Source organism: Paenibacillus sp. FSL K6-2859 (assembly GCF_038008265.1).
Classification (GTDB): Bacteria; Bacillota; Bacilli; order Paenibacillales; family Paenibacillaceae; genus Paenibacillus_AQ; species Paenibacillus_AQ nitricinens.
In genome coordinates, this window is sequence record NZ_JBBOYU010000004.1 from 1 (window position 1) to 12496 (window position 12496).

Sequence of the window (12496 nt, forward strand, 5' to 3'; positions counted from 1 at the left end):
CGCTCAATAATATGTTTAGGAACGCCCTCTTTTTCAATCTCTGTAAGCACTCTTTGTTTTACATTTATACAAATTGTTTTTACAACTTCTTCCGGATCAATCCTTTTTCTTCCCAAATTAGAACCCCATTCCTTCATCTGTGTCCTCCTTTTATTTTTCTCTTTAGCATACAACAAAAAAAGCAACCCGCAAAAGGTCGCTTTCCATAGCACCGTGCAGCGTAGTATAGAGATAATATCTCTATTATTCCCCACGCCCCACGTCTATTTTAAGTAGTTTTCTGGATTCTGCTTTTTGTTCCAAACGGCTTTCGGATCGGGTTCGTCGTGAATCTCCTTGTCCCAAAACTTCCACCATTTCCGCGCAGACGTTGCAGCTACTAAGCGCCTAGTCTCCAGAACCTCCCTCAAAATAACTGATATATTAGCGTTCTGCTCGTCCATCCGCTTATGTACCCGTTCCAATTCTGCCGCCTGCTGTTGGTTTTGCTCCCCTAGCTGCTGCATAACCTCAATAAGTTCATTGTATCGTTCCTCATATCGCTCTGGAATCTGATTATCTGCTGAAACAACCATAGGCGCTACAGATTCGTGCGCTTTAAAATGCTTTGCTGCTACTACCTTTGCGGCTAGTTCTACCGTCATTCCGCTCTGCTCACATAGCGCTTTCATGTGTCTAAACGCCGTAGCGTCATCTTCCGAATACTCTCGATGTCCACTATCGCTTTTACTAACGCTATACCCTGCTTTCTCAAGCTCTCCTGCATACTTCCGAACTGTAACGGCTTTAACCCCTAGAATCTCGCTTATTTCCTTGGTTCCTAGCATTTCACGTAACACCTCCGTAGCTATTAAAACCCCGAAGCAAAACCGCTACGGGGCTTGTCTATCTTTATATTATCGCACAATTTCCACATCTTCAATTTCTAGTATCTTCGTACTGTTCATTCATGGATAGTTACATCCCAATCCGTCTCCAAGTCTTCATCTTCTTCATCACTAGGAGCACAATCCCGGCACAACATAACAGGTAATCGGTCAATTCCTTCAACCAATTTCCCTTCTCCAGGAGCTAAAACCCTTTCGCAGTTTCCACATTCATTTTTGATAGTAAATCCACACAGATTGCACTTATATTCATCTACTTCGCCTACAACATTAACCTGAACCAAATCACCAACAATACAGTTAAAACAAGACATCCGTTAATCTCCTTCCTGCGCTATATGCGTCTTATTTTCATTTTGATCTATTTTGTCTGACCTGATATAATTTATCTACATTGTTTTGGCGCTCTGTGATCCCCACGATCATTGAGCGTCTTTTTCTTTTAATAGCACCTTATCAGCATTATGCAACGTCTTTTTATGCAGCAACTCTGTAAGCAACTCCAGCTTATTGCTTGTCCGTGCCTTCTCAGCCATCGTTCGCTTAAGCATCTGTACATCCATATATTCCTTACGCTTCTTAAGCACATCTTCGGTAAAATCCTTCTCTTTTTCAGATTCATAGTCGTGAAACATGTTCACAAATACCTTCATCGCTTCAACCATGTAATCCGCATCTTCAGGCAATTCCTCATTAAGTATAAGCTTCTGTAATCGACCTCTAATTTGAGTCACTTCTCGTTCCTTCGTCGTATCAATATCTTTCAATCTGAATATAAAGTTTTTGCACTCCACAAACCTATTAGGATCACCTTTGCGGACTTGTTTCCAAAATGCTGACGGGTGGTTAAACTTCTCCATTAAATGCGTCCAGAGAAGCGACAGACCGTCTAAACGCAATAAAAAATCCATAGTATCAAATATGCCCGTTTCACCCGTTTCTTCACAAGCGAACCCCTTCATGTAATCCCTATGTATTTCAAATTCAATATTCCATACCTTTTCAGCATCCATGCCGTTTTTCTCGTAAATCTCGCGGAAATAGTCCTTCTTCTTTTTCGTAATCTCAATAGATTTGTTATACATACGCAATTGCAACCGTGTCCGATCACCGTAATATACTGTTTCGAATTCGCCCGTACAGGGGTCTAGCTTGACGAAATTGGGCTTGTTATCGTCCTCTATGTTCCTTGGGTAATCCAAAGCTTTCAAATCGTCCAGAGTCCATTTAAATTGGTCTGAATGAACACATAAATCAATCCTATTAGGCTTCGCAGCTTCATACTGAAAACCAAGCGCAGTCAAAACTTCCAACGACTCCAAAAAGGCATCCTGTACCCCCATATCCCATAGCTTAAATTGGTTGATCTGAACTTTTACCGGAAACGTCCCATCATTCCGCCGCCGCCGTGCGAAGTAAATCGCCATATCTTGATTCCGAATCTGAAAAGCATAAATCGGCTTTTGTCCATGTGATTCAATGCTGAAAGTCACAGGGTATTCATATCGGCCCAGCAGCAATTGTATATAATCCGTTCCCTCACCATCCTCTGAAACGTTCTTACCGTCAATCAACCGTTGTAAAAGCCCTTCCTGCATTACTTCATCATAATTATCTGCATCGTATGTATACCAAAGAGTATCAACATTGAACAAAAAATGAGATGGATCAGGCTGAAATCTCTTCTTTCCGCGAAACGTTCCATTCGGTTTAGTATATAATTCCGGCATTTTAAACCTCCTTCCTTCAAAAAAAGTTTTAGCAACACAAAGCGCAGTCGATTTTAAAGGTAAAACCCTTTATTTTCTGACTCATACGCATGATTTACTCCCATTTTCTCCACCGCACGTGTGGTGGAAGCCTTAAACCTTAGAGCAGTACAGGGTTGGAGGGTATTGGGAAGCCCTACCGTGACCCCATATTATAAGCATTGGGGTCTTGCACCAGTTTGAGCGTTCGCACCTTCACCCCCCCAAAACTATTAAAATAATTCCAAATAAAAAAAGAAGAGCAGCAAAGATTACAAGATAATTTAAAAGTTTGAAAGCTAATTGTTCATACATGTTCCTCAACCTTTCATGAATTAATCACTATATGAATATTTCAGAATAGTGTTTCTTGAACAAATTTCTCTTGTTTTTCTTCAATTACGTCCGTTTCCTCAATGGCTGCTGCTTCTTCTTCAACCTGCGGGAACGTCCAAGAATGAACTTTTCCACAGCCTAGACAATGATATTCCACGCCTAATTTTCGAGAATTAGCTAATTCAATTCGATCCTTTAGTTCAAGTGCTGCTTTTATAGCACATGACCCACAAAGTAAATTTTTCATAGTTTCACTCTCCTATTAAATTAAGAAAAAATATGCCGCTGGCAGCTTAAGGCTAACGCCTTAAGAATCCTTTAGCCTGCGGCGCCCCCTCGCCGGGTGGCAGGTTCCCGAACGCAAGGTTCGGGAACGGCTGTTAGGGTTGGCACTATGAACCGCTCGTAAAGGGTTCGCTTCGCCGCTAACGCGCCCTTGACGGCTCCTGTTTGGCGTTTTAAGCCTTTCTACGCAAAAAGCCCTCCTATATACCCGAAAAGGGATACAGGAGGGCTTAAGCGCATTGCTTCATTCCTATTGATCGCATGATAAAATTACGGTACAATGAGGGCAAAGCCATGTGTTTAGCGCGCCTGTTTCTCTGATCTTGGGTATCAGTTAAGCAGCCTTAGAAGAGTTGGTAGCTCTTAAGGTCGCCGTGAAACGTGGCTCTTTTTTTATTTATCTAAAGAAAATATTACCATGAGTCTACTAATGTTTACTAGATCAATTTACGTAATATCCTAAAATTTGTCGAAATTATATTCTAAAAAGAATTTTTGTTCGTACTTTTTTCGCATTATAGTACTATTTAACCCTTTTTATGTATTTTACGTTTTCTCTTCGGACTGCGAATTAACCTTCATCCTCATTCAGCACTTCTGTAGTTCTAAGCACACCTCTTGCATGCTCGTATATATTGTCCTGTGACCCACAAACAGGACAAGCTGGCAATGATGAATCAGTATCTGCATCAATTTCAAAAAACATATGTGGCTGTTTATGATCGTTAAAAAAAACGTCGTCCTGGCAATTCGATGATTCACACACATAAATAATCCCTGGTCTTTCTGGCTTGAAATAACTCACTTTGATCATCCTCTCTCTTCGAACTGTTCAGGTGTTTTTTTTCGATTTATAAACCCAAAATCCGATAAACAAGATCATCCCAATACATGCCACTATAAGTACAGCAGACATAAAATTAAGAGCTACAGTTAGCGATTTCAAATTATTAATAGATTCTTCCATTTGATCACTAGTCCTCCTTCCTGCGCTATATGCGTCTACTATTTCCCATCGAAAAACTTTTCGGAATCATTCCATCCCTTGCGGTATGCTTCGATCAGCGAAAGCCGGATGATGTTCATGAACGAATCTTTGTAATCATCTGGCAAATATTTCCCTAATTCCTTAATATCAATCATTTGTTCATCAGCATATTTAATAGAATTGTCAGACATTATTATCATCCCTTCATCTCATACAACTTGCGAAAATACTCAGAATAATTATCATACTCGCCCTGCTGGATCAAAGAATCAATCTTTTCCCATGCTTCTTCTGGAAGATTTATTCTTAAAGGCTTAGACACTCCCATTTTCGGACGTCCAGCCCCCTCACGCGCACCGCCATAATTATCGCTATACTTTCTCCATCCTGTAGGCTTAGGCACGAAATCAACTCCTATTGAATTATGTTTCTGTTTTCAGTATACTGCAGTTATTTGAATAATGCAACACTTTTCAAATAATTTTAATACTGCTACACAAAAATAAACCCAACTCATTCAAAGTTGGATTTATCAGATATTCCTATTTTCCCCGAAGCATTCCACCAGAGGATACAATTCGTTTTCCAAAATCACCACCAGCTCGCTCATAGGCTTTTTCCTCGGAAAGTGCAAAAGACCTTAGTCCTTCTTCAATATGATTCGCTCCAATTCTTGCTTGCTGGCATGCTGCGTTATCTATCATCCCATCCGCAAAAAACGCTGTGATTTTCTTCTTGAAGCCTGCCATATCAGATAGTAGATTCTGCACAGATTCTAATCTTCTTGCATGTTCAGCAAGCTTCTTACTGTTCATTAGACTCATACTAACCCCTCCTTATGCCATAATTTTTTCCTTATCTTCATAGGCAGCCGCGCTATATTTTTTAAATTCAATGCTCGTCATTTCTTCCCGAGACAGAGCAAAATAGGCATTTTTTCCAATTTGGATACGTCTATCTTCAAATTTAAGCTTACGTTCCCAGTGTATCATTGTGCAGGGAACCAATAACCGTCCAAAGATCCTTGCTGTTTTTTCTGCTGCTGCTACCGCTCTCCAGTGGTGATACTCTGAGGATAGCTTGGTATATTTAATTGGATGTATACCGGGAAAGTTATAAAGCAACTGCTGGGGATCCGACTTCAATGCGTTTTCGGGAATTATTGTCATCTCTTATCCTCCTCATAGCGTCATCATGTGTTTGCTCTAGCTTAGTCCAAAATTTTTCGGCTGCTCTTTCAGTCTTTGGCAAAGGAAAACCACCGACAAATGAGTGTGTATCAAATAAATGTAATTTATGAATCTGCTTAACCTTACTTGCAGGCAGAAAACGCGAATGCAGAAACTTGCCCATTTTGCCCCCACCATCTGCCAAATAATCGTAGTAATCCAGATGAATGCCCTTGTTTCCCATTGGACGCACTTGGATTAAAATCTCTAACATTTCACGTATACGAGTATCTAGCCGGTTAATGGACGGTGTAGCAAAAATCTGTATACTCGCCATTTTACGGACAAACGTCAGGAGATCAGTAGCAAGCGTATTTTCAAATTTAAGTGCCTTTCTGCTATCGAATGAACGGTGGGACTCGTCCCACACACAAATGCTGCCATGAGCATCAGCCACTTTAAACCAATCCTCAGCCTTACGCATCCATTCAGCGCCTGTAAGGTCGTAATTCGCGAACAGTTTGATACTACCACCACGTTTTTCGATCTCAGTTTTATATAGCCACGCCATCATGCTAGCTGTAGTCGTCTTCCCTGATCCTAATGGACCTACAACTCCTATATTGTGTGGCATCTATCTACGCCCCCTTATTGGTCGTCCATCCGGTGCCATAATGATTGGTTTCGGTGGCTTTGGTATTAACTCTTCAATGGTCTGCAAGTACGTCTCTGTACGCCCCACAGCCCGTTTAAACTCGCCTGTAATGGATTTAATAATACCTGCATATGGATTTTTGTCTCCATGCAGCCGCTTATTACTGCCCAAACTCTCCAGCAGCAGAATTGCCCTTACTTGTTCCTCGCTGAGTGGTGCAGCAACGTCCTTCATGAACTCCAAGACCTGTTTAACATCACTTACATGCGTGACCGTTGGAAACAGATCATCGTTGATAACTGACTGTATTTTATCCGCATTATTAGGCGCTACGCTCATACGCTACACCGCCTTTAAAAAGATAAGCAAGGCTACAATTCCTACGCCTATCAGCATCTTTTTTAACAAGCTCATACCAGCTGCTGCTATCGGAGGATCGCCCTGGTAATGGGTGATTTGACGTAGTACCGTGCTGCGCTCTAGCGCTGCAATCCGCTGATAGTCGGATGATGCTTCAACCGTAGCTCCTGTCAAAAAGATTCTTCCCTTGCGACCAGTGTAAGAGCTAAAATCGCCCATCGGCACAGAATAAGAGGTCATAGCCGACTCTGCATATAACCTATCGTCATTGATCTCTATCACGGCAGCCACATCAGCTGTACCATCATCTTTAAAGATTACAAGTGTATCTTGCGGCTCATACGGCTCCTTATTTGCTCCTAGCATCTGCCTTACCTCCCTTACCTCGTTTGATCTTGCTATAAAGCCATGCTGACGGTAACAGTACGACTACAACCCCTGTAGTTAGTCCAGCACCGATAGATACAAAATAACTAAATACTGCATCCATGCTTACATATCCCTCCTGTTTAAATCCAAGTGGCCATAGTCGGAATTACCACCACTTAGCTCCATCTTTAAAAGCAAAGTACATCCGTATAATTGCCTTAACCAGCTGTAAGATTGCTAGCAAAACGATCGATGCTAACAAAGAGTTCATCACGTTTTGCATCGATGACGGCAAGTAATCAAAAAAACCTAAATACTTATTAAGACTGATCCCATGTCCAGCAACAAGGCTTGTCTGGTTAAGATAAGTCTTCGCTAGCCGCAGAAACTCCAGCGGTGGAGCAAAAATTGAATCTATAAAATTACGGAGTGCTGGCGGTAAAAAGTAATCATACACAGCTTACTCCCCCGATCTGATACTACTGATGATCCTGACAACGGCAAAGGCTGTACCAAACCAGATTCCAAACTGCAAAATATAGGCGATCTTATCCAGTTGGAATTTTTCAAATCCTCCAGCCACGTTGATAAATATAGATGTCCATTGCCCGTGGTGAGGTGTCGTTGGTGTGTATGTAAAGCCAGCCAGTGTAACAAAAATCCCCTTGATAAAGGCTAGCAGCAGCTTACCAATTGCTAAAAATAAGCTTATAAGCGTAACCGCTAGCTCAGCGATTTTATAGACAAAGTAAAGCAATAAGGCAATGACGATAAATAACGGTCGAAGCAAAATCTTAAGAAACGAAAAAAGGGTCTGGAACAAATGACCTAGCAGTGATGATAAAAAAATAAACACTCGCTGAGTCAATCTCATGGCAAAGTCCCATCCAGCCCTCAAAACCTGACCGATCATATCCGCATGGTACGCCGTGCATACCGCAGGATCTTAAATAGCATAGCTTGCATATTGTCAGCTAGCATTACACCACAGATAAGCAGCAGAGCCGGAGACAAAATCAATACATTTTTCATCGCTACTTCTAGAAGCCCGCCAACGGTAAAATATTCATTCATTTCATTTTTCTCCTTCCTACCTGCGCTACTGTTGCAATCTGCTTGCCTTTCTTAACGTTGTAATATAGTACCGTCATAATGATTACTGCAAGAGCAAAGGCAATGCCGATTAGTACCCAATCCCTATAAATCCTTATAAGATCAATTCCTACCTTTACTGCCCCTACAGCACTAATCGGTACTTTAATCCCCGTCCAATCCGACACGCTTTTATTAAGCTTAATAACAACGGTATTGGATTCAGACTCTCCAGCACCATTAACCGCCTTAACCTTGTAGCTATAATCTGTATCCTCTTTAGCATCGTTATCGACATACTTTGTTTCTTTGCCTGACAGGTCAGCATATTTAACCCCATCACGATAGAGTAAATACTTATCAGCTCCAACATTTGTCCAATCCGCAATAATTCGCTTTTCAGTCGATGTTACTGATAGCGTTGGCTTGTCCGGTGGCTTTGGTATCGGTGTTGGTATAGGTGATGCCGTTGGTGTCGGCGTTGCTGTTGGCGTTGGTGTTGCTGTTGGCGTTGGTGTTGCTGTTGGCGTTGGTGTCGGAACTGGTGTTGGTGTCGCTGGCGTTATATAGCTGCCGAAAACATCAATTTCATAAATTGTTCTGTACGCCGTAGCAGTGTTATACACAGCTACATAACTCACATTGTCGATATCTTCGAAATCTCCATAAAACACATTTGATCCAGTGCTTTCTGGCAGAGATATAGACTTCAGTATTTTTTTATCAATGTCGTATAACCTCAACATTAAACTAGTTCCTACTTTAGACGCATACCCATGTAGTGATACCGGACTTGAAAACTTATACCATAATGTATTATTGCTCCCCCCTATACTACTGTTACTACTATTTAAATCACCGTCCGTTGCTTCTGTTATAGTTCTGTTCCCCGTACCCACGTCATTACTTAAAATAAGTGTTTTACCTCGCAGTAAACCATATGGTGGACGTGTCGGTGTTGGTGTTGGTGTCGGTGTTGGTGTTGGAATTGGGGGTGGATCACTATCTATTATTGTTGGTTTAGACTTCATTGGATTTGAAGCAGTTAAAGACCCCCCCTCTGTTGTAAGTGATGGGTATAAAACCACTGACGTTACACTAACGTTACTCGCATAACTTATATAAATATATCTAGCATCTGAAATAGCAGGAGTGTAATTATATACAGTCGAGATGGAGTTTCCGTAACTTGTATATAATAATTTTCCAGTTGAACTATAGACAGCATAAACATCAATAATTTTGCCAGTCGTTCCGTTCGTTTTATATCGCGTCCCAACATAGCCTGTACCAAGGTCGTACCAATTTTCTTTATTTGGAGTATCTGCAAACGTGTTCGATACAGGTAAAAAGCTAAAAACTAATACGATGATTATAAATACCTTTTTCAATTCACCTCACTCCTAACTATCTGTATCTGTTAAAATTTATGGGCTATATCTCGGCAATTCAAATATAATTTGCCCCGGAGTTGGTGGCGGCCCCGTTGTAGCCGCTGGCATAGGCGGTGGCTCCTGCGTCGGTGGTGGCGCGCTCGGTCTCGGAAGTTCAAATATAATTTTTCCCGGTGTTGGGGCAGGATTGCCAGTATCAACTTTATCTGGCTGCTTAATCCCCTCTGAGCTATTTCTCGGATCGCCCGGAATTACCTTAACCCCCGGATCATCGTACTGCATATCCTTTAGTGGATCTTCTATAACAAAGGGATCTGATTCATCCTTTACTTGAATTGTCGGAGCATCTTTATTGAGGTCGAAATCAATTTTACCGTTGTTGTAATCTGATGGTACTTGCGGTATAAGGTTGTCCGTTTCCACGCTCTTATCAAGGGTTGGAAGACTCGCAATCGTCTCATTTTCAATTTCTCCTTTTGACGGCGGCGAAGGAACGCTGCCTAAATAATTTTCTAAGTGTCTAATGGTTGCTGATCCGATCTTATCCGCGACCATATCCCAATCTGGCGGTGGCGGTAATGAATTTCGAATCATATCAGACCATGCCCCCATATACTCATCCCATTCAGGGCATTCCAATTGATCTTTAATCGTTTGACAAGCATCACTACAAGGTATTTCAGTTCCGGGATCTGTACCCGTATCTGGAGGATCCGTTGCTATCGGAGTTGGTGTAGGCTCACCACCAACATTTCCATTAAGGATCAATTCCGTTTTACCAATTATATTTCCAGCTGTTGATACAGCCCTAACCTCCCAAACCCCACTGAAATTCTCAGGTAAATCTATCTCCAATTGAGCTTTTGATAGAGTAGCTATCTGCTTACCATCACGCCATACTTCAATATGATCCGTATTTGTTGGTGGCGTATTCCATATAAGCTTTTTGCCTGTAGGATCAACCCTAGCTTGTATGTTAACTGGAGTTATACCCGGTGTAGGTGTCGGCGTTACAGTCGGTTTTGGTGTAGCTGCTGCAGTTGGGTTTGGGGTTGCTGTAGGTGCTGAGGTTGGTTTCCCTGTTCCTAAATCCCCATAAGATGTAGGAGGGCTACCTGTAAATGTATACGTTAAGTTAACCCCTCCATTAGATTGATCGTGGACGTTAAGAGTAGATATCTCAACATAGCTTTCCGTATAATCCGTCTTTACAAGAGTCAAAACCACTTGCTTAGGATTAGTCGGAAAGGTTACTGTCTCCCCATTTGTGACGGTTTTCTGTGATCCATCCGGAAGATCAATCACAACCTTATTACTACCGCTAGCATGCCAATTGCGGAAAGATATTTGCATTACATGTCCATCGTTTTGGTTATAGTCACCCTTAAGTACAGTGTTATTGTACTTATCTTTAAGTACGTAATTACCCGGTGTATTAGCGTGAGCGTAGTAATAGTTATTTAAATCAGCAGCAGCTACAACACTTGGATACAATGCCACTCCTAAAATTAGAAAAAGACAGCACCACTTTAACCGCATGTAAACCGTCCTTTCTTTAAAAATAGCCCAGACGTAGTGTCTGGGCTATTTATGATCCGTCAATTAGGATTTTGTGTTTGCTGCTGATTTGGATTTCTTTACAACCCAGAAGATTACACCAATAATCAGAATCGCAAGCGCAAATCCAACACCTAGCAATGTCCAATCCCCGAAAATCCCCATAACCTGTGTACCTGCATTAAGTCCGTCCCCCACCGTAAATGGAAGTTTAACTCCCGATAAATCAATTGATGCTCCTGCCGCCATAATTTATGCCTCCTAATATTTTTTTTGAATTTATAGAGTGGGTTACCCCTTGCTCACCTTTTAAAAATCAAAATCATCATCGTCATGCTTGTTCGTTTCCCTTGCTTTGGCAAATATGTCGATCACCACTACCGCAACCATACCAGCAGTAAAAATCGCTACAATAATCAGTACAAGCTTTTGATTGTAGCTAAGTGCATATTTGATGAAATACCAAAGCCTACTTAAATTAGCGTCTGTCCAATAACTCTTTGGAAAATTAATTGTAGGATCATTCATTAGCTTGATCTCGCATGTCTAACGATGCTGACGATCATAATCACCAATAGTCCGACACTGAGTATAGCGACTGGTATCATAACAAACGGTGATACTGTAGCCGTAAAATTCCGAAACATTTGCCAATAAAAATTCCAGTCCCAAATATCACTCATGTTCATAGGTTATCCACCTTCTTTCCTCTCGCTGATCCTCTGCACAGCGATATCCAGATATCAGAGCATAAAGCAAGCCGATTCCAAAGGTGAAACTACAAAGCAACAAGAGTAAATCCGGGTTGCCAAGCAACCAAATCAAAGTCGCTCCGATTAGGGTCTTGATGCCATCACCACCCTAATTAGGCTACGCCCAAACAGTGATACCAACACCGGAACCGTAATTGCAAAACCAATTAAGGCAGCAGACATCTGAGGATTAAGGCTATATAGGGTATACATCACTACCGCCTCCATACAGTTTCTAGCAGCCATTTTAAAACCAGAAAAGCTAGTAACAAAAACATGGATGCTGCAACAATAGCGTCACCAACCGTCATCGTACTAACAAAGGTCAGCTTATCTCCATTAAGCAACGTTATATCCATGTGTCTAGCTTCATCTTGCAACACATACGCTGTAATACTGTCCATCTGCTCAGCCGAGGTCATGTATGTAGTGGAACCGATATCCTGCTGATATACTGCACTGGTCACTGTCATAAGCCCCTCCTGCTAAATCGGATAACAAAATAAAAAGGGTGCAGCCATTTGGCTACACCCTTACCCCAAATATCGCAAATAATATGCGACATTACACATTTTGGAAATAGTTAACAGGACTCGTAGACTATTGCAACGCCGCCTGAAAACTATTACGATGTGTTAGGGGAATGAGCGGTGCAAGCGCTCTGACCCGATGCCCCGACCGATGTTACCAGCATCAGTCGGGGCTTTTCATGTTATCCTCGCTATGAGGATAACACTATTTGCCATATATGTCACCGTGCAATGTTTTATACTGTTAATTCATAACAAGATTAAACATCTTAAACACGAACATATTTTCTATATAGAAAGTTCGTTGCTATGTAATTATAAAAAAAAAAGGAAAATTTGTCTATTACTCTTTTAGATATTTTTCATTTACAATC

22 protein-coding genes are annotated in these 12496 nt (G+C 41.4%); all 22 read right to left on the bottom strand.

Going from position 1 to position 12496, the window contains the following annotated elements:
• Nucleotides 1-263: 263 nt before the first annotated feature.
• Nucleotides 264-827, bottom strand: coding sequence for a MerR family transcriptional regulator (locus tag MHB64_RS33700; RefSeq protein WP_341136524.1), 564 nt, complete (start codon nt 825-827; stop codon nt 264-266).
• A 116-nt stretch (nt 828-943) separates the two neighbouring features.
• Entirely contained in the window at nt 944-1201 is a 258-nt protein-coding gene (locus tag MHB64_RS33705) for a hypothetical protein (protein WP_341136525.1), read from the bottom strand.
• 108 nt (nt 1202-1309) lie between these two features.
• Complete coding sequence (locus tag MHB64_RS33710; RefSeq protein ID WP_341136526.1) at nt 1310-2617, bottom strand: replication initiation protein; 1308 nt, start codon at nt 2615-2617, stop codon at nt 1310-1312.
• Nucleotides 2618-2990: 373 nt separating this feature from the next.
• Nucleotides 2991-3218 (bottom strand): hypothetical protein, encoded by a 228-nt coding sequence (locus tag MHB64_RS33715; RefSeq protein WP_341136527.1) that lies wholly within the window; start codon nt 3216-3218, stop codon nt 2991-2993.
• 609 nt (nt 3219-3827) lie between these two features.
• Nucleotides 3828-4070, bottom strand: coding sequence for a hypothetical protein (locus MHB64_RS33720; protein WP_341136528.1), 243 nt, complete (start codon nt 4068-4070; stop codon nt 3828-3830).
• Between the two features lie 191 nt (nt 4071-4261).
• Nucleotides 4262-4435 (bottom strand): hypothetical protein, encoded by a 174-nt coding sequence (locus tag MHB64_RS33725; RefSeq protein ID WP_341136529.1) that lies wholly within the window; start codon nt 4433-4435, stop codon nt 4262-4264.
• A 5-nt stretch (nt 4436-4440) separates the two neighbouring features.
• Entirely contained in the window at nt 4441-4647 is a 207-nt protein-coding gene (locus tag MHB64_RS33730; RefSeq protein ID WP_341136530.1) for a transcriptional regulator, read from the bottom strand.
• Between the two features lie 139 nt (nt 4648-4786).
• Entirely contained in the window at nt 4787-5068 is a 282-nt protein-coding gene (locus tag MHB64_RS33735; RefSeq protein WP_341136531.1) for a hypothetical protein, read from the bottom strand.
• Between the two features lie 12 nt (nt 5069-5080).
• A complete protein-coding gene (locus MHB64_RS33740; protein ID WP_340921684.1) occupies nt 5081-5413 on the bottom strand; it encodes a hypothetical protein in 333 nt (110 codons plus the stop codon).
• On the bottom strand, nt 5358-6047 hold the full coding sequence (locus MHB64_RS33745; RefSeq protein WP_340921680.1) for an ATP-binding protein: 690 nt from the start codon (nt 6045-6047) through the stop codon (nt 5358-5360). The genes MHB64_RS33740 and MHB64_RS33745 overlap by 56 nt, the downstream gene beginning before the upstream one ends.
• Nucleotides 6048-6407: a hypothetical protein gene (locus MHB64_RS33750; RefSeq protein WP_341136532.1), complete on the bottom strand. Its 360-nt coding sequence runs from the start codon at nt 6405-6407 to the stop codon at nt 6048-6050.
• 3 nt (nt 6408-6410) lie between these two features.
• The gene (locus MHB64_RS33755) at nt 6411-6794 is read right to left on the bottom strand and encodes a hypothetical protein (protein WP_341136533.1); all 384 of its coding nucleotides are present in this window, start codon (nt 6792-6794) and stop codon (nt 6411-6413) included.
• A complete protein-coding gene (locus tag MHB64_RS33760; RefSeq protein ID WP_341043351.1) occupies nt 6778-6918 on the bottom strand; it encodes a hypothetical protein in 141 nt (46 codons plus the stop codon). Before MHB64_RS33760 ends, MHB64_RS33755 begins: the two co-directional genes overlap by 17 nt.
• A 45-nt stretch (nt 6919-6963) precedes the next feature.
• The gene (locus tag MHB64_RS33765) at nt 6964-7254 is read right to left on the bottom strand and encodes a hypothetical protein (RefSeq protein ID WP_341136534.1); all 291 of its coding nucleotides are present in this window, start codon (nt 7252-7254) and stop codon (nt 6964-6966) included.
• A gap of 3 nt (nt 7255-7257) precedes the next feature.
• Nucleotides 7258-7671, bottom strand: a complete 414-nt coding sequence (locus MHB64_RS33770; RefSeq protein WP_341136535.1) for a hypothetical protein — start codon at nt 7669-7671, stop codon at nt 7258-7260.
• A 35-nt stretch (nt 7672-7706) separates the two neighbouring features.
• Nucleotides 7707-7871: a hypothetical protein gene (locus MHB64_RS33775; protein WP_340921663.1), complete on the bottom strand. Its 165-nt coding sequence runs from the start codon at nt 7869-7871 to the stop codon at nt 7707-7709.
• A complete protein-coding gene (locus MHB64_RS33780) occupies nt 7868-9280 on the bottom strand; it encodes a hypothetical protein (protein WP_341136536.1) in 1413 nt (470 codons plus the stop codon). Before MHB64_RS33780 ends, MHB64_RS33775 begins: the two co-directional genes overlap by 4 nt.
• Nucleotides 9281-9316: 36 nt before the next feature.
• Nucleotides 9317-10822, bottom strand: a complete 1506-nt coding sequence (locus tag MHB64_RS33785; protein WP_341136537.1) for a hypothetical protein — start codon at nt 10820-10822, stop codon at nt 9317-9319.
• Nucleotides 10823-10885: 63 nt separating this feature from the next.
• Nucleotides 10886-11089, bottom strand: coding sequence for a hypothetical protein (locus MHB64_RS33790; protein WP_341136538.1), 204 nt, complete (start codon nt 11087-11089; stop codon nt 10886-10888).
• Between the two features lie 60 nt (nt 11090-11149).
• Nucleotides 11150-11368 (bottom strand): hypothetical protein, encoded by a 219-nt coding sequence (locus MHB64_RS33795; RefSeq protein WP_341136539.1) that lies wholly within the window; start codon nt 11366-11368, stop codon nt 11150-11152.
• A complete protein-coding gene (locus tag MHB64_RS33800; protein ID WP_341136540.1) occupies nt 11368-11529 on the bottom strand; it encodes a PTS ascorbate transporter subunit IIC in 162 nt (53 codons plus the stop codon). The genes MHB64_RS33795 and MHB64_RS33800 overlap by 1 nt, the downstream gene beginning before the upstream one ends.
• 278 nt (nt 11530-11807) lie before the next feature.
• Nucleotides 11808-12065, bottom strand: coding sequence for a hypothetical protein (locus MHB64_RS33805; protein WP_341136541.1), 258 nt, complete (start codon nt 12063-12065; stop codon nt 11808-11810).
• Between the last annotated feature and the right edge of the window lie 431 nt (nt 12066-12496).